We start from the raw sequence: 22,636 nt of genomic DNA, 5'->3' as shown, positions 1-22,636 counted from the left end.
AACGCGATCGGGGAGAACCGTCATGTCCCGTGTCCAGCTCGCCCTCAATGTCGCCGACCTCGAAGCCTCGGTGACCTTCTACTCCAAGCTGTTCGGCGTCGAGCCCGCCAAGCGCCGGCCGGGCTACGCCAACTTCGCGGTCACCGAACCGCCGCTCAAGCTCGTCCTCATCGAGGGCGAGCCCGGTCAGGACACCCGTCTGGATCACCTCGGCGTCGAAGTCGACTCCACGGAGACGGTCACCGCCGCCACCGACCGGCTCACGGAGGCAGGACTCGCCACGTTCGAGGAGAACGACACCTCCTGCTGCTACGCCCTCCAGGACAAGGTCTGGGTCCACGGCCCCGGCCGCGAACCCTGGGAGGTCTACGTCGTCAAGGCCGACGCCGACCAGATGGGCAAGAGCCCTGCGCTCGACGGCGGTGACGCCTGCTGCACCAGCGCTCCGGCGGAGACGGGCGAGCCTGCCCCGGCGGCAGCGGCCTGCGGTTGCGGAAGCTGACCGGTTTCGTCCACGTCCCTCGCCCAGGACGCGGTCAACGCGGCTGCGGTCCAGGCTCACGCCATGCATGGTGAGCTGCCGCTTGAGGAAGTAGGCGCTCACCTGGCCGGTGCCGTTCGCGGTCTGACGGGAAACCATGACGTGCCGGTTGAGGGTGTGCGGCCAGCGCGTTCGCCGTTCGGTGAGCCAGGCCCGCAGGGCGGCCCGGGTCAGGGCCCCATCGGCTGGACGTTGCCGTCGATGGTGATGCGGCCCTGACGGAAGTCCAGTTCGTCGAGCTGGAGCGCCCGGATTGTCTCGCTCCGGGCGGCATGGACGGCGGCCAGGCTCCCCACTTCAACGTAGCCGGGCAGGCCGGCCTCGCTGACTCCCTCGGCATGGACGGCTTCGAGGGACTGCTCGACGGGCGGGCCGGCGAGCTGGTTCGGGGCGTAGGCAGCGGCAGCGAGTAACAGGCTCGACGGGCAGGGGGAGTTGGCCTCGCTGAGGCCGAGCGCGCCACCGCGGACGACGACCTGTCGAGCAGGCTCAACCAGGGCATACGGATTTGGCGGAATACGCGTGGGAGGCGTCTCGCGGTCGGCAGGATGGGCGTATGGACCTTGAGGACATGAGGCCGGGCGGGGCGCGACCGGTGGCAGTGCGGCTTCCGGTGGAGCCGGTCGAGGCCGCCGTTGAAGCCGACGCGGTCGACGCCGCGAAGCAGGCCGGCGATGTGGCGATCCGCGGCCCGCTGTTCGGTGTGGCCGCGCAGGACGCGGCCGACAGGCAGCGCTGGCGGGTGGTGATCGAGGTGTCGAACGGCTGCCCGCAGTTGGCCCGCGACAGCCTGAATTCGCTGCTGTGGTTCCGTGCGAAGGACGAGGCCCAGGACAGGGCGGAGCGTCGTGCGCTGCTGGCGGCGGTTGCCCGGCTGGAGAGCGAGCGCGTTGACGAACTCACCGTGCTCGGAAGCCGCTACCGAATCGTGCGCGCCGAGGAGTACGTAGGCATGGGCCCGGACGGCATCGAGCAGCCGCGCCCGACCGATCCGGAGCCTGTCACCCCCGACTGGGGCTGCGACTCCAGGGGTGCGGAGATCGATGACGGTCTGGTCCTGGATCCGGACGTGCCGGTCACTCCCGCCCAGGCGGCGGAACGGCTGACCCTGCGCGACATGGCCTATACCGGTTCCTGGTATCCCGAGGACGTGCGGCTCGACTCGCGCCGGGCCCTGGACACCCACCCCGACATCCTGCTGCTCCCTACGACGTTCAAGATCGTGGAGCGGACTGACACCGGATGGAAGTCGGGCAGCGGCTTGCACGTCAGTGCGCATGAGGCCCGTAAGACGCTGGACTTCTCTCTGACGTTTTGGGAGCCGCGCAGGCGTGGTCTCATCCCTATGGACGCCGATCGGCATGTCGATGCCCGTACGCAGGCTGCCGAGGAGGCTGACTCCGCGGCCGGAGAGCTGACCGCGTACGCCGAGGCCGCTGACCGGCTGCGCACCGGCCGGGTCAACCAACTGGAGGTCCTGGGCACCGTCTACCGGATCGGCCGCGCCCGCCGCCTGCTGCGCTGGGGACCTGACGGGCCCGAAGGGCCGCGCCCATCCGATGTCAGCCAACATGCCCCCAGCCGCATCCACCCCTCACTCGATGAGGACGGCAACATCCACTACGAGGACGAGGACCACGGGGACGACGACGGCTGAGCTTTCCTGACCTGGCGCAGGTGGCGGTGAGCCGAACACGCTGATCTTGCGCAGGGCTTTCGGAAGGCCGTAGCCCGCTCTCCGGTACATGGCGATATCTGATGCACCGGAGAGAGCGAGCGGCTGTCATGTCAGAGAGCGAGCGGCTGTCATGCCAACGGCGCTGCGCCGGTAGGTCGCACTCCGAGGCGCTTCACGACTTCCTCGACCGGTTCATTCATCCTTATTGCAGAGCTTGGTCAGGTCGTCCCATGCATGAGTGCCGGCCCCGTTGACGATGATCAGTTGCTCGATGCGGGGGCCTTTGCCGTCTTTCCTCTGCTTGCATAGATTTTCTCGGACTTTGGCGAACTTCCTGGTCTCAAAAAGGAGATTCTCCAGGTCGGCCGTGGACTTCTGAAACAGATCCGTGAAACTTGGCTCCACATTGATCTGGAGGACACGCTTGAATCCGGGGGGTGCGCTCTCCGGTCCGCTATCGTCTTTGCTGCTCGCCCCGCCTTCGCCGTTGAGCTGTTCTCCGCCCTTGTTCACGTTCTCCGGCAGGTTTCTCTTGGACCTGACGGTCTTGACCTGGAAAGCCTTCTTCACCTCCTCCCCTCCGGTGCGGGATATGACCATGTAGTCAGTTTTGTACCTGACGCCATTGATCTCGTAGGGACCGTCGTAAATCACCTTGGCGTTCGGATCGGTCTTCATCAGGTGGGCAATCTGTTCCAGCACGCGCATGTCGCCTGGATTGTCAGCCTTGTAGGCTTTGATGACGTTGCCGGCCAGGTCTTTGGTATTCGACAAACGGCCTGACTCGGCGATCGCCGCCAACAAGGGGAGCTGACCGCGATGGTTGGCGCTGCTTATGGCCTCCACTGCGTTCTCGTTGGCCTTCGTGTCATCGACGGCAGTCCCCTGCGTCATCAGGTCCAGCAACTTCGCGATCTTGGGTTTCAGTGCGGCGGCGTAGGACATGTTCGCCGGGTCCAGCTCCCGGGCCTGCAGCCGTTTCGCCAGCTCTTGGTCGTGCCCGTACACGGCGGCCGTGTACACCCACACGTAGTCCGTGTGCCTGACGGTCTCTCCGGGCCGCGCGATGTTGGGACGCGTGCCGCCGACCTCCTTGGTCTCGTGGGGCTGCATCATGCCGAGCGGGTGGGTCCGGTCGGGTGTGCCGGGGAACCGCACGTGCAAGGTGGCCTCGGCCGCCTCGTCGCCCTTGTTCGTGACGCTGAAGGAGTACGAGCACGGCTTGGTCGTGCACAGGGAGGGGTCGTTACTGGTGACCGTGAAGTCGGGGCCCTTGTCGGCGACCGCCTCCTCGGTTGATGCGGGCGGGACGGCCGCGTCCGCTGCCTGGGCGGCTGCCGTGTGCGCGGCAGCCGTCTGCTTGTCCGTGGCCGGTTTCGGCACTGTGAAGAGGTATGGGTTGTAGATGTCGCTGTCGTCCCCCGAGGCGGCCGGCACGATCCGTTGGCCGGCGCTCTGCATCCGCGAGCTGACGGAAGAATGCCAGGCAGCTGTCTCGATCGGGCTGGTGTCGGCGGGGTTGATCCCGACAGCAACGACCGTGTACGGGGCGTCAGAAGTCAGGACGACCATGCGGTTCTGGGCGGTATAGGACGTGACGCGACGCCCGCCCCGTGTCCCGGCATCCTCCTGCACCACGGACGGGTCAGAGGTGACCTGCCGCACCACGGCGGCCATCGACTTCGGCGTCAGAGAGCCCGCGTTCACCCCGAAGCTGTCGAGCATGTAGTAGCCGTCACGCTTCTCCGGCTTGACCCAGTGCCCGCTGCTCGTCAGGTCGTTCCCGTAATGCGGGCTCTGCTGGGCCCAGAAGTCGTCGTCGCCCTTGAGATAGAGCTGGTCACCGGACCAGGCCATGGCAGCCTTACCGGTAACGGGCGCTCGGAGGGTTCCCGTTGCCTCCCCCTGGGCGGTGACAGTCATTTCGGCCCGCGTCACGGGCTCCCCGCCGCTGGGCGCGTAGACCGCAGAGAAGCGCAGGCCGGGCAGCTTACCCAGCACTTGGGCGGCGGACTCGCCGCGGGCCCGCGCATCGGCTGGGGACGCGCCGCCCGCACCGTCCGGACCGCCGGAGGAACCGCGGGGCCAGAACGTGACGGTCAGCGCCACCGCCAGCACGACGACGAAGGCGGCGACAGAGAGAAGCAGGCCCTTGCGTTGCGGGCCCGGCCTTGACTGCCCGGTGGTTCCCTGTGGAGGGATCACGGGGGGACAGGGCGGTGGCGGGGGCGCTGCCGGAGGAGCGGGCCATGGCGGGGGCGTTCCAGCTGCATCCCCGGGCCTGCTCGGCGCAGCGGACTTCCCGGCTCTACTCGTCGCGTTGGGTGTGGGGGATTCCCCGGAGTCGGTCGGCTCCGGGGGACGGGCGGGCTGTGGAGGAATCCCCCGTGGGGTTTGCGGCCCGCTTTGTCGATCCGGACTTTCGGACCCATTTCCCGCCTGCTGATCGCCCACGGCGCCCCCTCGACCTTACGGCAGATAGTCGGTTCCCGACGGACGCTACTGCATCAGCACGCACAGTCACAGAGCCGAAGTCGCATTGATCAAGCGGTAGTTGATGTCATCGTCCGGCCCAGGGCCGGGCAACGGGCCGGTGGGCAATTCCACCCCCATGCCGACCCGGAGCCTCGGCCGAAATTTGAGAGGCGTCCTCAAACCTTCCTGAGACCTTCCTGAAAACCGCGAATAGGCTTTCTCCCGAGCCCAGCTGGAGGGAAAGTCGCCATGACGTCGGTGAACGCGGCCCGCCAACTGGCCGAAGCCGATCACGCCCCGAGGACCGGCCAGCTCGAACCCGCCCCGAAGACCTTCGAAGGCTGGTACTACGGGCAGCACCAGCCGTAGCGGGACGCACGACGGCTCCTCGTCCACCTCTTCTGCCACAGCATCGTGCAGCTGTGGGGGGAGGCTCCGGACGGATCCGCACCCCGATAGACCCGATAGAGGAGCCGATGCGGCGGTGGGAGGAGCCGATGGGCGATGTGTGGGGCGCGTTAGCAGGGCCTTGGCCCGGAAGTGCCCCGGAACAGCTGGTCAGGAGTGGGATACCGATGGGAGATATCGGGGGTGTACTCGCATTTCGCCCCACGGCTCAGATCTGCTCCCCGAAGGGCGCCTGACGGGTGATTTACCTGGTCAGGCGCCCTTTTCCTGCGTCTAGAAGAACCCGAGCTTCTTCGCCGAGTACGACACAAGAAGGTTCTTCGTCTGCTGGTAATGGTCCAGCATCATCTTGTGGTTCTCCCTGCCGATTCCGGACTGCTTGTAGCCGCCGAACGCGGCGTGGGCGGGGTAGGCGTGGTAGCAGTTGGTCCATACCCGGCCGGCCTGGATGGCGCGGCCCGCTCGGTAGGCGGTGGAGCCGTTCCTGGTCCATACGCCTGCGCCGAGTCCGTAGAGGGTGTCGTTGGCGATGGTGATCGCGTCGTCGAAGTCGCCGAAGGGGGCCACGGCGACGACCGGGCCGAAGATCTCCTCCTGGAAGATCCGCATGTCGTTGGTGCCCTCGAAGATCGTCGGGCGGACGTAGTAGCCGCCCTCCAACTCGCCGCCCAGTTCGGCCCGTTCGCCGCCGGTGAGTACGCGGGCCCCTTCCTTGCGGCCGATGTCCAGGTAGGAAAGGATCTTCTCCAGCTGGTCGTTGGACGCCTGCGCGCCGATCATGGTGTCGGTGTCCAGCGGGTGGCCCTGGACGATCTTCTCCGTACGGGCCGTGCCCGCCGCGAGGAAGTCCGCGTAGTGGCCGCGCTGGATCAGGGCGCGGGACGGACAGGTGCACACCTCGCCCTGGTTGAGGGCGAACATGGTGAAGCCTTCGAGTGCCTTGTCGAGGAAGTCGTCCGCGGTCGAAGAGACGTCGTCGAAGAAGATGTTGGGGCTCTTGCCGCCCAGTTCGAGGGTCACCGGACGCAGGTTCTCCGACGCGTACTGCATGATCAGCCGCCCGGTCGTGGTCTCACCGGTGAAGGCGACCTTGGCCACGCGGGGGCTGGAGGCCAGCGGCTTGCCCGCCTCGGCGCCGAAGCCGTTGACGATGTTGACGACGCCTGGCGGCAGCAGGTCCGCGATCAGACTCATGAGGAAGTGCACGGATGCGGGGGTCTGTTCGGCGGGCTTGAGCACCACGGCGTTGCCTGCGGCCAGCGCAGGGGCGAGCTTCCAGGTCGCCATCAGGATGGGGAAGTTCCACGGGATGATCTGCGCGACGACGCCGAGCGGCTCGTGGAAGTGGTACGCGACGGTGTCCTCGTCGATCTCCGAGAGGGTGCCTTCCTGGGCGCGGACCGCTCCGGCGAAGTAGCGGAAGTGGTCGATGGCCAACGGGATGTCGGCGGCCAGCGCCTCGCGCACCGGCTTGCCGTTCTCCCAGCTCTCCGCGACCGCCAGCGCCTCCAGGTGCTGCTCCATCCGGTCGGCGATCTTGTTGAGGACGGCGGCGCGCTCGGCAGGTGCGGTGCGGGCCCAGCCGGGGGCCGCCGCGTGCGCCGCGTCCAGGGCGCGCTCCACGTCCTCGGCGGTGCCGCGGGCGATCTCGGTGAACGTACGGCCGTTGACCGGCGTCGGGTTCTCGAAGTACCGGCCCTGTGCGGGCGCCACGAATTCGCCGCCGATCCAGTGGTCGTAGCGGGGCTCGTAGGACATCACGGCATCGGCGGAACCGGGGCTGGCGTAACGGGCCATGGGGCGGTCTCCCAATCGCTTGGCGCTTGCCCTCCGCTCCCGTGCGGAGAGTGTGGCGCGCACGCTAGGGGCGGGGAGGTTGCCGGAACGTTGCGGGGAGGAGAGGAGGGGAGGCGAGGGGAGACGAGGAGGAGCGGGTCGTGGGCGCCCGTCAGCCCGTCAGCCCGCCAGCCCGCCAGCCCTTTAGCCCGTCAGCCCGTAAGCCGTCCGCAGCCGCGTCGCCGTGGTGTTCGCGTCCGCGCGGGCGTGCGAGTGTGGGGGGAGTGCCTCGACCAGCGCTTCCCAGACCTCCAAGTCGTCCTCGCCCCAGGGGGTTTGTGCCCACTGTCGCAGCGCGGCGGCGTCCCGGCAGGTCAGCAGGGTCCGTCGCAGCCGGTCCTCCAGGGTGGTGCGCAGGCGGCGTACGCCGGGTGCTTCGGACAGCGGCAGCAGCGGGCCGCGGTAGTCGCCCAGCGCGACGGTCAGGTCGCCGGCCGCCAGATCCGCCCCGACCGCAGCGGAATCCGCCTCGACGGGTCTGCGCAGCCGGTAGGGGCGGGAGGCGAGCAGCGGTCCCACCAGCTGCCGCAGGCGCGACATCTCGGCCCGCAGGGTCACCGGACGCATCTCGCGCTCGCCGTACAGCAGTACCGAGAGCTGATCACCCGTCAGGCCGTCGGGGTGGTGGGCGAGCAGCACCATGATCTCGCTGTGCCGCCGGCCGAGCCGCAGTCGCCTGCCGTCCAGGACCAGCAGGGCCTCGTCACGCCCCAGCGCGGTGAGGCAGACCCCCGGCTGCGGGGACTGCGCGGCGAGATGGGATTCGGCGGCGCGGGCGGTGGCCTGGACGAGGGCGAGGCTGTGCGGGCTGGCCAGGTGGTCGCCGCCGGTGATGTCGACGGCGCCCAGCAGCCGTCCGGTGCGCTGGTCGTGGAGCGGGGCTGCGGCACAGGTCCAGGGCTGCACCCGCCGGTTGTAGTGCTCGGCCGCGAAGATCTGCACCGCGTGGTCGGCGGCGAGCGCGGTGCCCGGCGCGTTGGTGCCCGCGTGCCGCTCGTCCCAGCGCGACCCGGCCACGAAGTTCATCCGCTCCGCGCGCCGCACCACTCCGGGATGCCCCTCGACCCAGAGCATCCGCCCCTGCGGATCGCAGACGGCCAGGAGGTGCGCACCGTCCTGGGCGATGGCGCCGAGCAGTTCACGGAAGACGGGCATCGCGCGGGCGAGCGGGTGCGCTTCGCGGTGGGCACGGAGTGCGTCCTCGTCCAGCTCGACGGGTGCCATGCCGTCCGACGCGGCCCGCGCGGCGGCCGAGCGGCGCCAGGAGTCGGCGACGACCGGGCGGACCGGCGGCGCGACCTGCCCGCCTGCCAGGAACGCCTCGTGCGCGCGCCGCATGGAGGCGATCCGTTCCGCGGGATCCGTACCCGTCTCCATCGCCAGCCAAGGGTTGACCACGTATCACCTCTCCGGTGCGGCTCGGCCCCGTATGCCGATCGTGCTCGTACCGGGCCGAGCCGTAAACCCCGGCGCACGCCGGATCGTGAAGCACAGGACCGGCGTGGGGGAGGGGTGCGGGCGCGGGGGTCAGGCGGGCCGTGCCTGCAGCCGCAGTCCGTCGGCGACGATCAGGTCGGAGGTGACCAGCGCCTGTTCCGCCGACACCCGCGTCATGTAGACGAAGGGCGGGACGACCGGCGGGACGGGCAGCGTGTCGGGGGTGAAGGTCAGGCAGACCACGCCCTGGAGACAGCCGCTGAACTTCGTCAGGTAGAGCGTGACGTCGCCGGTCAGCTCCAACGCGTCGGAAGCCAGCCGGAGTTCGGGGCCGCCGTCGCGGGTGGTGAGCCGGTAGTCGCTGAGCGAGGCGGCCTTCATGTGCAGCACCATGGCCTTCAGCGGCCCGTCGGCGGTCGGTACGTCGGTGACGCCCGCCAGGGTGAAGCCCTGTGGCGCGAACTTGGTCGTGGTCACCGTCGGCGGGTGCGCCGGTGCCGGGACGCCGGCGGTGCGGACCGGGTCCGCCGCACCGGCCCGTTCCGCTGGCCCGCCGAGCGCCGTGAGCAGTGCGAGGGGCAGTGCCACGGCCAGTGCCTTGCCCGCCGCCCCGCGGGCGCCCGCCCGGCCGGGGCGCCGCTCGCCGTCCGTCCCGTCGTCCGCCGCGTCCGGTGGTGCCGGGCGCCATCCGAAGCCCATCGCCCCGCCCGCGATGCCCAGCCCCATCCCCACCAGGAAGCCGCCGAGGTTCGTCGCGGCGAACGAGAGGACGGACAGGATCAGCGCGTTGACGCTCACGTAGTGGTGCGCGGCCGGTGTGCACCACAGGAACAGCCCGGCGGCCATCAGGGCGATGCCGATGCCGATCGCCGCCAGACCGCCGAGCCCCAGACTCACCAGCACCGTCAGCGGGGACAGCGGCACCAGCAGCAGTTCGGCCCCGCCGAGCAGGAGCAGCACTCCGGCCCAGAACGGCCGGGTGCGCCGCCAGTGGCGCAGGGCCGCCCGGCGTTCGGGCCAGGGCAGGCGCCGGTCGAGGTGCGCCGCCCAGCGGGCCCGGCGCGCCCTCAGAAGCACTTCGCACCGCCGAGGCGGACGCTGAGCCGGAGCCCGTTGAGGTGGAAGTTGCCTCCGGTGGCCGACCAGGCGTGCGAGCGGACACCCGCGACCGAGATGTCGCCTGCCTGGAGGCCGAACTTGCCCTTCGGGCCCGTGACATCGGGCACCGCGTCCAGCGACGAGGCGTCCCGGCCGATCTGGGCGGTGCCGAACCTGGCGTCGCCCACCAGGTCCTCGCCGTCGATGACGAGGCTGTCGGCGCGCACCGGACCCGCGTCGCCGCCCGCGGTCAGCTTGAACACCACAGGCCCCAACGGCGTTTTGACCTCGGCGGACTGGCAGATGTCGGACAGTTCGGCCTTGCCGATGCCGAGCAGCGCGACGGGATGCCCGCCGCCGTCGGTATCGCGGTCCGTGTGGACGTAGGAGGCGAGACCGGAGCTGGTCAGCCTGCCCGACGACACCTGGAAGTCGGTGCCGGACACCGCGAACGAGGCGGCCAGCGCGCCGTCGGCCATCACCACCGCGAGCGCGCCCACCGCGAGAAGCGCGGGCAGCGCGGCCACCGCGGTCTTCTTCCATGAGGTCCGCCCTTCGGGCGGTGTACGGGTCGTGGTGCTCACTGCGTCCTCCCCGGGGTGGCGGTCAGCCGGCAGTCGCGGGACAGGTACGGATGCGCGAGGGAAGTGCTTCACCGAGCCGTTACGCAACGAAGTCGCAAGTGATGACGCTCTGTCATACTGCGGAAAACTCGTGGCAGTTGGAGACTAGGGCGGATTTTGAATATGAGTCAACAGCGCGGACGGGCCGCCCGCGCCACCGAACGATCCCCATCCCGTCGCGCCGAACTCATAGCCACCGGGCGGAAGTTGTTCGCCGACACCTCCTACGACGCACTGTCCATGGACGACATCGCACGGCACGCCGGTGTCGCCAAGGGCCTGATCTACTACTACTTCAAGAACAAGCGCGGCTACTACCTCGCGATCATCGAGGACGCCGTGGCCGGCCTCGCCGAACTGGCCGGCAGCACCCACGACCTGGCGCCGTACGCCAGGGTCCGGCACACCGTCGACGGCTATCTGCGCTACGCCCAGCACCACCAGGCCGCCTACCGTGCCATCGTCACCGGAGGTGTCGGCTTCGACGCCGAGGTCCTGGCCATCCGTGACGCGGTACGCGACCGGATGCTCACCACCATCGCCCTGGGCGCCTGGGGCCGCGCGGACCTGCCGCCGCTGGCCAGGACGGCTTTGACCGGCTGGCTGTGCAGCGTCGAGGGCGTCACTCTCGAATGGATCAGGGAACAGCTGCTGCCCCGCGAGACGGTGGGAGAACTGCTGGTGCGCGGCCTGGGGGACACCCTGCGGCTGATCGAGGAGTATGAGCCGGACTGTCCCGCGCCGCCCCGTCCGCAGACCGGCTGAACCGCGGCCGGCGCACGCGAAGGGCGGGAGGCCGCAGCCTCCCGCCCTCACCTACGTACCGACGGCGGTTACTTGATCGCCTTGATCAGCTCGCCGTTGGTGGTGTCACCGCTCAGCTCCCAGAAGAACGTGCCGCCCATGCCCTGCTCGTTCTTGTAGGCCATCTTCGAGGCGATGGTCTCCGGGGTGTCGTAACTCCACCACTGGTCACCGCACTTGGCGTAGGCGGTGCCCGCCACCTTGCCGGTGGCCGGGCAGCGCTCCTTGAGCACCTTGTAGTCGTCGATGCCGGCCTCGTACTTGCCCGGGGCCGCTCCGGTGGCGGTGCCGCCCGGCTTGTCCTCGGTGACGCCCTTCCAGCCGCGGCCGTAGAAGCCGATGCCCAGCAGCAGCTTGTCCGCCGGGACGCCGAGCTTCTTCAGCTTCGCGGTGGTGTCGGTGGTGTTGAACCCGGCCTTGGGGATGCCGTCGTACGACGTGAGCGGCGAGTGCGGGGCGGTCGGGCCCTTGTCGTCCCACGCGCCGAAGTAGTCGTACGTCATCGGGTTGTACCAGTCGACGTACTGGGCGGCGGTGCCGTAGTCGGTCTTGTCGAGCTTGCCGCCGTCCGAGGCGTCCGCGCTGATCGCCGCGGTCACCAACTGGTCCTTGCCGAACTCCTCGCGCATCGCCTTCATGACGTTGGTGAAGGCGTCCTTGCCGCTGGTGTCACAGGTCAGACCGCAGTCGTTGGGGTACTCCCAGTCGATGTCGATGCCGTCGAAGACATCGGCCCACCGGGAGTCCTCGACCATGTCGTGGCAGGACTTGGCGAACGCGGCGGGGTTCTTGGCCGCCTCGCCGAAGCCGCCGGACCAGGTCCAACCGCCGAACGACCAGAGGACCTTGAGGTTCGGGTGCAGCTTCTTGAGCTTGCGCAGCTGGTTGAAGTTGCCGCGCAGCGCACCGTCGTCCCAGGTGTCGGCCTTGCCGTCGACACTCTGGTCGGCGGTGTACGCCTTGTCGTAGTCGGCGTACGAGTCGCCGATCGCGCACTTTCCGCCGGTGACGTTGCCGAACGCGTAGTTGATGTGCGTCAGCTTGTCGGCCGACCCCGACGTCTCGATGTTCTTGACGTGGTAATTGCGGTCGTAGACACCCCAGTTGGTGAAGTATCCGACGACCTTGTCGCCTGCCGCGGCCGGCGTGGACCCGGTCGTTTGGGCGGCGGTTGCGGAGGCGGCAGTGGTGCTCGGGCTCGTGGCGGTGGGGGCGCCGGCCGGAGAGGCGACGGCCTGTCCGGTGAGCAGCGAGCCGGCAAGCGCCGCCGTACCAAGCGCGGTTGCGGCGGCGATCAGCGTGCGCGGTGATCGCTTCCGTGGCGATCTGTGCATGTCGTCTCCTCGGAGGGGGGTCGAGGGGTGGAGCCCGACCTGCGTTCCGAACGGTCCTGAACGCGTTGGGCGTTGGGGAGAAGCTAGATGGACTAGACCAGTGCGTCAATGGTTCGGACCAATTTCATCGGGTGGCCCGCACCGGCCTGATGCGCACGTCCATCATTGATCAACCCGTGACGTGAGGCCGCCGATCGGGCATACTCCTAGCGCCACAGTCGCAGGTCACCGCCTTCCGCGACCCGGGAAGCGATCATCGGCTTGGTACACGGAATCCGGCGCCGCCGCCACACCCCATGCGTGCGGAGTCGCAGCGCCCGACAGGGAGGAGAGCGCCGCCATGACCCAGTACGGCCCCCGGCCGGTGGACCGCAGGCTGCCCACGGAGGAAGCCCGCGACCTGTTGACGCTCGTGCGGGAACTCATCGAGCGTGAAATCAAGCCGACGGCCGCCGACGAGGAGGACGCCGGGCACTTCCCGCGCGACACCTTCACGCTGCTGTCCGCATCCGGACTGCTCTCCCTCCCTTACCCGGAGGAATTCGGCGGCGGACAACAGCCCTACGAGGTGTACCTCCAGATCCTCGAAGAACTCGCGGGCGCCAGGCTCAGCGTCGGCCTCGGCGTCAGCGTGCACACCCTGGCCTGTCACGCGCTCGCCGAGTTCGGCACGAAGGAACAGCGCGCCGAACACCTTCCCGCCATGCTCGGCGGCGGACTGCTCGGCGCCTACTGCCTCTCCGAGCCCGCATCCGGCTCCGACGCGGCGTCCCTGACGACCCGCGCCACCCGCGAGGGCGACGGCTGGAAGATCAACGGCACCAAGGCGTGGATCACCCACGGCGGGGTGGCCGACTTCTACACCGTCCTGGCACGCACCGGCGGCAGCGGCGCACACGGCATCACCGCCTTCCTCGTCCCCGGCGACGCCGAGGGCCTGAGCGCCGCCGCACCCGAGCGCAAGATGGGCATGAAGGGCTCGCCGACCGCCCAGGTGCACTTCGACGACGTCCGCGTCCCCGACTCCCGCCGCGTCGGCGACGAGGGCCAGGGCTTCACCGTCGCGCTCTCGGCGCTGGAGTCCGGCCGCCTCGGCATCGCCGCCTGCGCCATCGGCGTCGCCCAGGCCGCCATCGACGAAGCACTCGCCTACACCGCGTCGCGCCGCCAATTCGGCCGCCCCATCGCCGACTTCCAGGGTCTGCGCTTCATGCTGGCCGACATGGCGACCCAGGTGGAGGCAGGACGCGCGCTGTACCTCACCGCCGCCCGCCTGCGCGACGCGGGACTGCCGTTCTCCAAGGAAGCGGCGATGGCCAAGCTCTTCTGCACCGACACCGCGATGCGGGTGACCACCGACGCCGTCCAACTCCTCGGCGGCTACGGCTACACCCTGGACTTCCCCGTGGAGCGCTTCCTGCGCGAGGCGAAGGTCCTCCAGATCGTCGAGGGCACCAACCAGATCCAGCGCATGGTGATCGCCCGCCACCTCGCAGGCCCCGAATCACACTGAGCGTCCGCCGTCGCGTGCCTCGGGGGAGAGATCGCCCGGGGCGCGCCGACGGGGTGCCGCGAAATGGCTGACTGAGCGTCAAATCCCTTATCCCACCCGGCACTTCGGGTGACTGACGCACCGGTGCGTGCCCCGCGTCCAGGCATGCGAAAGCGCATCGAAGCGGGGTGGAGGTGGGGCGGAGGCCGCCGCGGATGACGGGCGGGCGGCCTTCGGCGAATCGTCTGCGGCGGTCAGGCCCTGCGGCGCATCCGCGGCACCCTGACCGGCCGCTCGCCGGGCTCACCGATGTGCGAGAACGGCTGACGGCGCCAGTCCAGGCTCTCCGGGAGCGTCAACAGCACGGCCGCGTCCTGCTCTTGAGCGTCCATCGAGTCCGGAGTCGCCGGGGCCTCGGCCACCGGCCGCCCGGATCCCTGGCAGACCATCAGGCCGAACGGGTTCCACGGCGAGGGGCACAGCGCGTGCTCCGGGAGGCTGTCCTCCTCGGCGAGCAGGCCGATCGGCTGCCCGCAGTCCGGGCAGGTGACCCGGAAGATCTCAAAGGTTTCGTACGTACCGTCGTCGTCGGAGAAGTCGAAATCATCGCCCTCCGTAGCGCCGACATCGGCCTGCACGGATTCCTGCTTAAGACGTCGCATGATGTCCATCCCCCTCGGGTGGGCTGATCGGGCCGCCGACTTCCTGTGACGGGCGGTCCCGGCCACCACCAGCAATTCCCCTCATGCCGCGCGCATAATCACCGGCACCCGGCGGACGCCGATGCATGCATGTGGCATTCATCACATGAGCGGCGCAGGAGTGTCCACGATCCGGCGCGCGGTGCGCACACGCGCCCGAGCACAGTAAGTTGAGCGGGTGGAGGAGTTGGACCGACAAATCGTGGATCTGCTCGTCAAGGACGGGCGGATGAGCTACACCGACCTGGGCAAGGCCACCGGCCTGTCCACCTCGGCGGTGCACCAGCGGGTGCGCCGCCTGGAGCAGCGCGGTGTCGTACGCGGCTATGCCGCGATCGTGGACCCGGAGGCGGTGGGCCTGCCGCTGACCGCGTTCATCTCGGTCAAACCCTTCGACCCCAGCGCCCCGGACGACATCGCCGAGCGCCTCGCCGAGGTCCCCGAACTGGAGGCGTGTCACAGCGTCGCCGGCGACGAGAACTACATCCTCAAGGTCAGGGTCGCCACCCCGCTGGAGCTGGAGCACCTGCTCACCCGCATCCGCACCCTGGCCGGCGTCTCCACCCGCACCACCGTCGTCCTGTCCACCCCGTACGAGGCCAGGCCGCCGCGCATCTGAGCGGAATCCAGCCGTCCGGGGCGCACCCGGGCGGCATTTTCGGGTACGCACCCGACCCCGCGCGCCGTCCGTGCGCCCGCAGGGGCGAAACTGTCCGGTATGAGCGAGCGCACTCCCGATCCGTCCCGTCCCCGTACCGTCCTGCTCCGTGGCGGGGAGGTGCACAGCCCCGCCGATCCCTTCGCCACCGCCATGGTGGTGGAGGGCGACAGCGTCGCGTGGGTGGGGGAGGAGGGCGCGGCCGATTCCTTCGCCGACGGAGTCGACGAGGTCGTCCACCTCGACGGCGCGCTCGTCACCCCGGCGTTCACGGACGCACATGTGCACACCACGGCCACCGGCCTGGCACTCACCGGCCTCGACCTCTCGTCCGCCGCCGGCCTCTCCGACGCGCTGGCCCGCATCCGCGCCTACGCGCAGGCCCGTCCCCACGACAAGGTCCTGCTCGGCCACGGCTGGGACGCCAGTGCCTGGCCCGAAGGCCGTGCGCCGTCCCGGCCGGAACTGGACGCGGCGACCGACGGCAGGCCCCTCTATCTCACCCGCGTCGACGTGCACTCGGCGGTCGTCACCACCGCCCTGCTCGACCGCGTCCCCGGCGTCCGTGACCTGGCCGGATTCCACCCCGACGGGCCGCTGACCGGCGCCGCGCACCACGCCGTGCGGCAGGCCGGGTACGCCACCGTGACACCCGCCCAGCGCGCGGACGCCCAGGCCGCGGCGCTCGCCCGCGCCGCGTCCCTCGGCATCGGCAGCCTCCACGAGTGCGCGGGCCCCGACATTTCGAGCGAGGCCGACTTCACCGCTCTGCTGGCCCTGGCCGCCGAAGGCCACGGCCCGCGCGTCGTCGGCTACTGGGCCGAGCCCATCGCATCCGCAAAGGAAGCAGCCCGGGTCAGGGAACTCGGCGCACTCGGCGCGGCCGGCGACCTCTTCGTCGACGGCTCGCTCGGCTCGCACACCGCGCACCTCCACACCCCGTACGCCGACGCCGCCCACACCGGCACCGCCCACCTCGACGCCGCGGCCGTCGCCGACCACGTCGCCCTGTGCACCGAGGCCGGACTCCAGGCCGGTTTCCACGCCATCGGCGACGCCGCGCTCACCGCGGTCACCGACGGCGTACGCGCCGCGGCCGACCGCGTCGGACTCGACCGCGTACGGGCCGCCAGGCACCGCGTCGAACACGCCGAGATGCTCACCGAGCGCACCATCGCCGCCTTCGCCGACCTGGCCCTGACCGCCTCCGTCCAGCCCGCCTTCGACGCGGCCTGGGGCGGCGATGACGGCATGTACGCCACCCGGCTCGGCGCCGACCGCGCCCGCACCCTCAACCCGTACGCGGCGCTTCTCAAGGCCGGTGTGCCGCTCGCCCTGGGCTCCGACAGCCCGGTCACCCCGCTCGACCCGTGGGGCACCCTGCGGGCCGCCGTCTTCCACCGCACCCCCGGCCACGGCATCTCCGCCCGCGCCGCCTTCACCGCGCACACCCGCGGCGGCTGGCGCGCCATCGGCCGCGACGACGCCGGCATCCTGGTGCCCGGAGCCCCCGCCGACTATGCCGTCTGGCGCACCGGCGACCTGATCGTCCAGGCCCCCGACGAACGCGTCGAACGCTGGTCGACCGACCCCCGCTCCGGCACCCCCGGCCTGCCCGATCTCCGCCCGGGAAACGCGCTCCCCACCTGCCTGACCACGGTCGTCGGCGGCCGGACGGTCTTCCGGCGGCCGAACGAGTGACATCGGCCGGCCGCCGCCCGCGCGGCGGTCGGCAGGTACGGACTTGCCCCACCTGCGAAGCCGCCGCACCGACCCGGCAGGACGCGAAATCGGTGCAGACGGGACACCTGTTGACAGCAGCCGGTCGGCGGCCGGTAGGTTCGGCCGAGTCCACCACAGGACGTCCGATCGGGAGACATCCGCGCTGTCGTCGAACGCAGCTGGGCCATGGGGCGGTGCACCACACCGGAGCACCGCCACTGGGAGCCAGGTCCAGCACAAGCGGCACGGAGCGCAGGAAAGATTCGGCCGGTCGGCAGGTGCGACCCGGGTGGGGCCCGGACGCTCAGTAGACAACGGCTTTCGGTCGACCCGCATCCAGCGGGCCCCAGGTCGGCCCGAAGGGCGCCGGGCCCCTATCCGCACCTCATCGCGGCTGTCCGCACCGCAGCGGCCCGCACCCCGCCGCCCGAGTCGTCCCGCCCTTCACGCACCCCGCAGACGGCCCCGCGGCCCACCGATGTACGGTCAGCTGACCAACGCACGACCTGCAGGAAGGCCGCGACCGTGCCATCGGGTTCCGACACCACCGAAGCTGCCGCGGGCGACAACGCGGCCGACGGTCCTGTGCCGCCCGCCGCGCCGGGCTCGTCCCCGGACGCGCCGCGCCGCCCCGGCCGACTGCGCCGCCTCGCCGCACTGGCCAGGCGCGAGGCGCCGCGCACCCTGCTCGCCGTCGTCTCCGGCGTCGCACTCGGCCTGTCCTTCCCGCCCTACGACCTGTGGCCGCTCTCGCTCGTCGCGGTCGCCGCGCTCGCGCTGCTGGTGCGCGGCAGGACGGCCCGGCAGGGCGCGTGGAGCGGCTTCGCCTTCGCCGTGCCGTTCTTCCTGATCCTGCTGAAGTGGCTGCACGTCGTCGGCTGGGACGCCGTGGTGGGTCTTTCCATCGCCGAGGCGCTGTTCGTGGTGCTGATGGGCGCGGGCCTGGCGCTCACGTCACGGCTGCCCGCCTGGCCCCTCTGGGGCGCCTGCCTGTGGGTCGCCCAGGAGTGGGCCCGCGACCGCCTCCCGTTCGGCGGCTTCCCCTGGGGCCGGCTGGCGTTCGCCAACACCGGATCGCCGTTCACACCGCTCGCCGCACTCGGCGGCGCCCCGCTGGTGACCTTCGCCGTCGCGCTGACCGGCGGGCTGCTGGCCGCCTGCGCGGCCGGGCTGTGGGGGCTGCGCAGGCCGGGATCCCCGAACCGCGCGCTGCCGGCCATCGAGGCGTTCGGCCTCGCCGCCGTGATCACCGCGGCCGGCGTACTGGTGCCCGTCCCCACCAAGGCCGACGACACCGTCGACATCGCCGTCGTCCAGGGCAACGTCCAGCAGGCCGGCATGGACTTCCTCGGGCGCCCCATGAAGATCCTCGACAACCACGCCACGGCCACCGAGAAGCTCGCCGCCGACGTCAGAGCGGGCCGGGCGAAGAAGCCGGACCTGGTGATCTGGCCAGAGAACTCGTCGGACCTCGACCCGTTCCAGTACCCGCAGGCGTACGACCGCATCGACGAAGCCGTGAAGGACATCGGCGTACCGGTGCTGGTCGGGGCCCTCATCGACCATCCCTCCAAGAAGGGCTACGTCTTCAACGAGGGCATCGTCTGGGATCCGAAGAAGGGCCCCGGCGCCTCGTACACCAAGCAGCACCCGGTGCCGTTCGGCGAGTACGTGCCGTTCCGCGCACAGCTCAGCAAGATCATCACGCGCTTCCAGCGGGTGCCGAGGGACTTCTACCCCGGCGACCACACGGGCGTCCTGAACATCGGCCCCGCCAAGCTCGGCGACGTCATCTGCTTCGAGGTGGCCTACGACGAGATCGTGCACGACACCGTCGACGCCGGCGCCCGCGCCCTAGTCGTGCAGACCAACAACGCCACCTACGGCCGCACCGGCCAGCCCGAGCAGCAGCTGGCCATGTCCAAGCTCCGGGCCGTCGAGCACGGCCGGGCGGTGGTGACGGCCGCCACCAGCGGAATCAGCGCCGTGGTCGCGCCGAACGGGGCAGTCACCCACCAAATCCCCGAATTCACCCAGGGGGTCGTCTCCGCGAGCATCCCGCTGCGTGACGAAACGACGCTCGCCGACCGCGTCGGTGCAGCACCTGAGTGGACGCTCGCTATCGTGGGCCTTCTGTCCTGCGCCGCGGCCACAGTCATCGGCCGGCGCGGGCGTTCGAAGAGCGAGAAGGGGCACTTGTGACAGACGGCGGTCAGCGGCAGTACGGTCCGCTCGGCACCACGTTGGTGATCATTCCGACGTACAACGAGGCGGAGAACATCAAGCCGATCGTCTCGCGGGTGCGGTCCGCCGTCCCCGAGGCGCATGTCCTCGTGGCGGACGACAACAGCCCCGACGGCACGGGCAAGCTGGTCGACGAGCTGGTGGCCGAGGACGAGCAGGTCCACGTTCTGCACCGCAAGGGCAAGGAAGGGCTCGGCGCCGCCTACCTGGCGGGCTTCCGCTGGGGCATCGACCACGACTTCGACGTGCTGGTCGAGATGGACGCCGACGGATCCCACCAGCCGGAGGAGCTGCCCCGGCTGCTCACCGCGCTCAAGGGCGCCGATCTCGTGCTGGGCTCGCGCTGGGTGCCCGGCGGCCGGGTGGTGAACTGGCCCAAGTACCGCGAGTTCATCTCCCGCGGCGGCAGCACGTACTCCCGGATGATGCTGGACGTCCCGATGCGCGACGTGACCGGCGGCTACCGCGCCTTTCGCGCGGGCACGCTCAAGCGGCTCGGCCTCGACGAGGTGGCCTCCCAGGGCTATTGCTTCCAGGTCGACCTCGCCCGCCGCGCCGTACAGGCCGGGCTGCACGTCGTGGAGGTCCCGATCACCTTCGTCGAACGGGAACGCGGCGACAGCAAGATGAGCCGCGACATCGTCGTCGAGGCGCTGTGGCGGATCACGGCCTGGGGTGTCAGCTCGCGGGTGTCCAAGCTCCGCGGCAAGTAGCCCGCAGGCGGGCCTCGCGCTTGATCGTCAGGGCGACCCTCGAAGGCTGTCTGTCAGTGCGACCAGGCACACTTGAGGCATGACGTTCGGAGCAACGCCCACGCCGAGTCCCCGCCCGCCCCGGCGCTCCCGCGCCCGCCGGTTCATCCCGCTGTGCGTGGCCGCCTGGCTGGTGCTGGAAATCTGGCTGCTGACCCTGGTGGCCGACGCGGCGGGCGGCTGGACGGTGTTCCTGCTGCTGGTGGCCGGCGTGATCGTCGGCGGGTACGTGATCAAGCGCGCCGGACGCCGTGCCTGGAAGAACCTCACGGAAACGCTTCAGGCGGGCCAGCAGGAGGCGGCGAAGGACCCCGCGGCCTCCGGGAGCGGCGGCAACACGATGCCGATGCTCGGCGGCCTGCTGCTGATGCTGCCCGGGATGATCTCCGACGTCCTGGGCCTGCTCTGCCTCTTCCCGCCGACCGGGAAGCTGATCCAGCGCCGCGCGGAGAAGCTGCTGACCCGTCAGGCGCGCTACACACCGGGCTCGCTCGGCGACGCCTTCCAGCAGGCCCGTATGCACCAGCCCGACGGCAAGGTTGTCCAGGGCGAGGTCATCCACGACGACGAGCCGCAGCAGCCGCCCCGGCAGGACCCGCCGCTGACCCGTTGAGCCGCCGCGGGCCCCTGTACGCCGGGGCCCGCCGCGCACGGCGTGACGAAAAGACCCGCCCGCAGGGCGCGGCAGCCGCCGGAAACACGCAAGGGCCGGGGCCACCGTGAAACGCGGTGGCCCCGGCCCTTTTGCTGCGGTGCTGCGTAGTGAAGCCCGGTTGTCAGGCGGACTTGCGGTTGGTGTCGCGCGGATGCACGGCAATGTTCATGGTGCCGGAGCGCAGGACGGCCAGCCTTTCGGCCAGCACCTCCTCCAACTCCTCGCGGGTGCGCCGCTCCATGAGCATGTCCCAGTGCGTACGCGCGGGCTTCCCCTTCTTTTCCTCAGGGCCGTCGCCATCCACCAGAAGCGAGGGTGCACCGCAAACCTTGCACTCCCACTCCGGCGGAATCTCGGCCTCAACCGAGAACGGCATCTCAAAGCGATGTCCGTTCTCGCATGCGTACTCCACCGCCTGGCGCGGGGCCAGGTCGATGCCGCGGTCGGTCTCGTAGCTGGTCACCACGAGTCGCGTGCCGCGAAGAGCTCGCTCACTCATGAATCGTGCCTCCCGGGCTTGTCGCCCACAGGACAGGTGTCGCTGTCGTCGTCATCCGGTCAACGTCCGGTCGGCGGTGAAGATTCCCGAAATCGGGACATGCGCCCACCCGTCGCCCACCACCGCCCTTGACGGAGGCGCTGTGCGCCGCTGCCTACCTTCGTGCCGCCCCTTGTTGTACCCACCAGCGCCCGGTTTGTCACATCTGGCAGCAGATGTCACCCAGCGCTTCCCAACGTTAAGCGCGCAGTAACGGTCCGCCTGGTGAGCCAAAGGCGTACACTACCGGCCCGCGCGCTCCGGACCTAAATCCGGTCCGGCACGGCATTGCCCGCGGCAGCGATCGCGCGCCGCACCGGCACCCGCGCCAGCAGCACGAAACCGACCACGAAGAACGCCACCAGCGACAGAATCGCGTCCCGGTAGCTGCCCGTCACCTGGTAGGTCACGCCGAAAACCAAAGGCCCCAGCCAGCTCACGCCGCGGTCGCTGATCTCGTACGCGGAAAAATACTCCGCTTCCTTGCCGCGCGGCACCAAATGTGAAAACAGGGAACGGGACAGCGCCTGGCTGCCGCCCAGGACCAGGCCGATCGCGGCGGCGATCGCGAAGAATCCCGCGGGCACGCCGGCCGGCAGGAAGAACGCCGCGGCGATCGTCACCGTCCACGCCACCAGCGAGCCGAGGATCGTCCGCTGCGCGCCGTAGCGCCGCGCCAGCCGCCCCATGAGCAGTGCGCCGGCCGCGGCCAGCACCTGCACCAGCAGGACCGCGACGATCAGCGTCGTCTGGTCCAGCTTCAGCTCCTCCGAGCCGAAGACCGACGCCTGGGTGATCACCGTCTGCACGCCGTCGTTGTAGACGAGATACGCCAGGAGGAAGGCGAGGGTCAGGGGGCGGCTGCGCATGTCGCGCAGCGTGCCGCGCAGTTGACGCCAGCCCTGGCCGAGCGTGGCGGCACCCGCGGCAGGTGCGTCCGCGCCGCGCGCCGCCCACCGGTCCCGCAGCCGGCGCAGCGGTATCAGCGAGAACAGCCCCCACCACAGCCCCGCGGACGCCAGGCAGATCCGCACCGCCGTGCTCTCGCTGACCCCGAACGCGTCGTGCCCGGCGTACAGCACCAGATTGGCGATCAGGGCCAGCGCAGCCGCCGCGTAGCCGAACGCCCAGCCCCGCGTGGACACCGCGTCCCGCTCGTCCGGCTCGGCTATCTGGGGCAGGTAGGAGTTGTAGAGCATCATCGACACGACGAACGAGACATTCGCGACGATCAGCAGGGCGCCGCCGAGCAGATAACGCTGGCCGCCGAGGAAGAACATGCCGGTCGTGGCCGCGGCACCGGCGTACGCGCAGCATCCCAGGAGCGGTTTCTTGCGGCCGGTGCGGTCGACGACGGCACCGGCGACCGGCATCGCCAGCACCGAGAGCAGCAGCGAGGCGGAGACCGTGTACGCGAAGAACGAACCGGCCCTGACCGGTATCCCCAGCGGATGCACGAAGCCGTCCGCGCCGGCCGCCGCCTTCGCCACGGACGTCAGATACGGGCCTAGGAAGACCGTCAGCACCGTCGTGGAGTAGACGCTGTTGGCCCAGTCGTACCAGTACCAGCCGCGCTGTTCCCTGCGTCGTGCCGCGTTCCCCGCCGTATCCCCGGCCACGGCCTGTGCGTTCACCGCACC

General features: G+C 70.2%; 19 protein-coding genes. 9 read left to right on the top strand and 10 right to left on the bottom strand.

Annotation, left to right across the window (positions count from 1 at the left end; translation table 11 throughout):
* Nucleotides 1-22 precede the first annotated feature (22 nt).
* Entirely contained in the window at nucleotides 23-502 is a 480-nt protein-coding gene (locus ACIBK8_RS24080; RefSeq protein ID WP_399043899.1) for an ArsI/CadI family heavy metal resistance metalloenzyme, read from the top strand.
* 209 nt (nucleotides 503-711) lie between these two features.
* On the opposite strand, the gene ACIBK8_RS24075 is transcribed toward ACIBK8_RS24080, so the two are convergent.
* On the bottom strand, nucleotides 712-837 hold the full coding sequence (locus ACIBK8_RS24075) for a hypothetical protein (protein WP_399043898.1): 126 nt from the start codon (nucleotides 835-837) through the stop codon (nucleotides 712-714).
* Between the two features lie 260 nt (nucleotides 838-1,097).
* Here ACIBK8_RS24075 and ACIBK8_RS24070 point away from each other — a divergent pair, with 260 nt between their 5' ends.
* Nucleotides 1,098-2,198, top strand: coding sequence for a DUF5954 family protein (locus tag ACIBK8_RS24070; protein ID WP_399043897.1), 1,101 nt, complete (start codon nucleotides 1,098-1,100; stop codon nucleotides 2,196-2,198).
* Nucleotides 2,199-2,411: 213 nt separating this feature from the next.
* Here ACIBK8_RS24070 and ACIBK8_RS24065 read toward each other — a convergent pair whose 3' ends face one another.
* From ACIBK8_RS24065 to ACIBK8_RS24045, 5 genes are all read right to left on the bottom strand, one after another.
* Complete coding sequence (locus ACIBK8_RS24065) at nucleotides 2,412-4,424, bottom strand: hypothetical protein (protein ID WP_399043896.1); 2,013 nt, start codon at nucleotides 4,422-4,424, stop codon at nucleotides 2,412-2,414.
* 951 nt (nucleotides 4,425-5,375) lie between these two features.
* Entirely contained in the window at nucleotides 5,376-6,899 is a 1,524-nt protein-coding gene (locus ACIBK8_RS24060) for an aldehyde dehydrogenase family protein (RefSeq protein ID WP_399043895.1), read from the bottom strand.
* A 183-nt stretch (nucleotides 6,900-7,082) separates the two neighbouring features.
* Nucleotides 7,083-8,336, bottom strand: coding sequence for a GAF domain-containing protein (locus ACIBK8_RS24055; RefSeq protein ID WP_399043894.1), 1,254 nt, complete (start codon nucleotides 8,334-8,336; stop codon nucleotides 7,083-7,085).
* Between the two features lie 129 nt (nucleotides 8,337-8,465).
* Entirely contained in the window at nucleotides 8,466-9,452 is a 987-nt protein-coding gene (locus tag ACIBK8_RS24050) for a DUF6114 domain-containing protein (protein WP_399043893.1), read from the bottom strand.
* Entirely contained in the window at nucleotides 9,443-9,952 is a 510-nt protein-coding gene (locus ACIBK8_RS24045) for a DUF6230 family protein (protein ID WP_399043975.1), read from the bottom strand. Before ACIBK8_RS24045 ends, ACIBK8_RS24050 begins: the two co-directional genes overlap by 10 nt.
* 261 nt (nucleotides 9,953-10,213) lie before the next feature.
* On the opposite strand from ACIBK8_RS24045, the gene ACIBK8_RS24040 reads away from it, so the two are divergent.
* A complete protein-coding gene (locus ACIBK8_RS24040) occupies nucleotides 10,214-10,861 on the top strand; it encodes a TetR/AcrR family transcriptional regulator (protein WP_399043892.1) in 648 nt (215 codons plus the stop codon).
* A gap of 68 nt (nucleotides 10,862-10,929) precedes the next feature.
* On the opposite strand, the gene ACIBK8_RS24035 is transcribed toward ACIBK8_RS24040, so the two are convergent.
* The gene (locus tag ACIBK8_RS24035) at nucleotides 10,930-12,234 is read right to left on the bottom strand and encodes a glycoside hydrolase family 18 protein (protein WP_399043891.1); all 1,305 of its coding nucleotides are present in this window, start codon (nucleotides 12,232-12,234) and stop codon (nucleotides 10,930-10,932) included.
* 340 nt (nucleotides 12,235-12,574) lie between these two features.
* On the opposite strand from ACIBK8_RS24035, the gene ACIBK8_RS24030 reads away from it, so the two are divergent.
* A complete protein-coding gene (locus ACIBK8_RS24030) occupies nucleotides 12,575-13,747 on the top strand; it encodes an acyl-CoA dehydrogenase family protein (RefSeq protein ID WP_399043890.1) in 1,173 nt (390 codons plus the stop codon).
* Nucleotides 13,748-13,980: 233 nt separating this feature from the next.
* On the opposite strand, the gene ACIBK8_RS24025 is transcribed toward ACIBK8_RS24030, so the two are convergent.
* Nucleotides 13,981-14,397 (bottom strand): hypothetical protein, encoded by a 417-nt coding sequence (locus ACIBK8_RS24025; RefSeq protein ID WP_399043889.1) that lies wholly within the window; start codon nucleotides 14,395-14,397, stop codon nucleotides 13,981-13,983.
* Nucleotides 14,398-14,605: 208 nt separating this feature from the next.
* On the opposite strand from ACIBK8_RS24025, the gene ACIBK8_RS24020 reads away from it, so the two are divergent.
* The 5 genes from ACIBK8_RS24020 (at nucleotide 14,606) to fxsA (ending at nucleotide 20,416) form a co-directional block, all read left to right on the top strand.
* Entirely contained in the window at nucleotides 14,606-15,046 is a 441-nt protein-coding gene (locus tag ACIBK8_RS24020; protein WP_393680900.1) for an Lrp/AsnC family transcriptional regulator, read from the top strand.
* A gap of 99 nt (nucleotides 15,047-15,145) precedes the next feature.
* Nucleotides 15,146-16,786 carry an amidohydrolase gene (locus ACIBK8_RS24015; RefSeq protein ID WP_399043888.1) on the top strand — a complete coding sequence of 547 codons (1,641 nt, stop codon included), beginning with the start codon at nucleotides 15,146-15,148 and terminating at the stop codon, nucleotides 16,784-16,786.
* Nucleotides 16,787-17,332: 546 nt separating this feature from the next.
* Complete coding sequence (lnt, locus tag ACIBK8_RS24010) at nucleotides 17,333-19,009, top strand: apolipoprotein N-acyltransferase (protein ID WP_399043887.1); 1,677 nt, start codon at nucleotides 17,333-17,335, stop codon at nucleotides 19,007-19,009.
* Nucleotides 19,006-19,764, top strand: a complete 759-nt coding sequence (locus ACIBK8_RS24005) for a polyprenol monophosphomannose synthase (protein ID WP_399043886.1) — start codon at nucleotides 19,006-19,008, stop codon at nucleotides 19,762-19,764. The genes lnt and ACIBK8_RS24005 overlap by 4 nt, the downstream gene beginning before the upstream one ends.
* Before the next feature lie 79 nt (nucleotides 19,765-19,843).
* On the top strand, nucleotides 19,844-20,416 hold the full coding sequence (fxsA, locus tag ACIBK8_RS24000) for an FxsA family membrane protein (protein ID WP_399043885.1): 573 nt from the start codon (nucleotides 19,844-19,846) through the stop codon (nucleotides 20,414-20,416).
* Between the two features lie 163 nt (nucleotides 20,417-20,579).
* On the opposite strand, the gene ACIBK8_RS23995 is transcribed toward fxsA, so the two are convergent.
* Together ACIBK8_RS23995 and ACIBK8_RS23990 are read right to left on the bottom strand one after the other, a co-directional pair.
* Nucleotides 20,580-20,957 (bottom strand): RNA polymerase-binding protein RbpA, encoded by a 378-nt coding sequence (locus tag ACIBK8_RS23995; RefSeq protein ID WP_100605284.1) that lies wholly within the window; start codon nucleotides 20,955-20,957, stop codon nucleotides 20,580-20,582.
* A 305-nt stretch (nucleotides 20,958-21,262) separates the two neighbouring features.
* Nucleotides 21,263-22,630: an MFS transporter gene (locus tag ACIBK8_RS23990; RefSeq protein ID WP_399043884.1), complete on the bottom strand. Its 1,368-nt coding sequence runs from the start codon at nucleotides 22,628-22,630 to the stop codon at nucleotides 21,263-21,265.
* Nucleotides 22,631-22,636 lie beyond the last annotated feature (6 nt).

Source organism: Streptomyces sp. NPDC050161 (assembly GCF_044460025.1).
Classification (GTDB): Bacteria; Actinomycetota; Actinomycetes; order Streptomycetales; family Streptomycetaceae; genus Streptomyces.
This window is presented reverse-complemented; position numbering and strand designations above follow the sequence as displayed.

What these genes read in the sequence shown, in the direction of transcription:
- ACIBK8_RS24025 (WP_399043889.1), bottom strand. Translation starts at nt 14,397, where the DNA reads ATGGACATCATGCGACGTCTTAAGCAGGAATCCGTGCAGGCCGATGTC.
- ACIBK8_RS24015 (WP_399043888.1), top strand. Translation starts at nt 15,146, where the DNA reads ATGAGCGAGCGCACTCCCGATCCGTCCCGTCCCCGTACCGTCCTGCTC.
- ACIBK8_RS24035 (WP_399043891.1), bottom strand. Translation starts at nt 12,234, where the DNA reads ATGCACAGATCGCCACGGAAGCGATCACCGCGCACGCTGATCGCCGCC.
- ACIBK8_RS24030 (WP_399043890.1), top strand. Translation starts at nt 12,575, where the DNA reads ATGACCCAGTACGGCCCCCGGCCGGTGGACCGCAGGCTGCCCACGGAG.
- ACIBK8_RS24060 (WP_399043895.1), bottom strand. Translation starts at nt 6,899, where the DNA reads ATGGCCCGTTACGCCAGCCCCGGTTCCGCCGATGCCGTGATGTCCTAC.
- ACIBK8_RS24080 (WP_399043899.1), top strand. Translation starts at nt 23, where the DNA reads ATGTCCCGTGTCCAGCTCGCCCTCAATGTCGCCGACCTCGAAGCCTCG.
- fxsA (WP_399043885.1), top strand. Translation starts at nt 19,844, where the DNA reads ATGACGTTCGGAGCAACGCCCACGCCGAGTCCCCGCCCGCCCCGGCGC.
- ACIBK8_RS24070 (WP_399043897.1), top strand. Translation starts at nt 1,098, where the DNA reads ATGGACCTTGAGGACATGAGGCCGGGCGGGGCGCGACCGGTGGCAGTG.
- ACIBK8_RS23995 (WP_100605284.1), bottom strand. Translation starts at nt 20,957, where the DNA reads ATGAGTGAGCGAGCTCTTCGCGGCACGCGACTCGTGGTGACCAGCTAC.
- ACIBK8_RS24045 (WP_399043975.1), bottom strand. Translation starts at nt 9,952, where the DNA reads ATGGCCGACGGCGCGCTGGCCGCCTCGTTCGCGGTGTCCGGCACCGAC.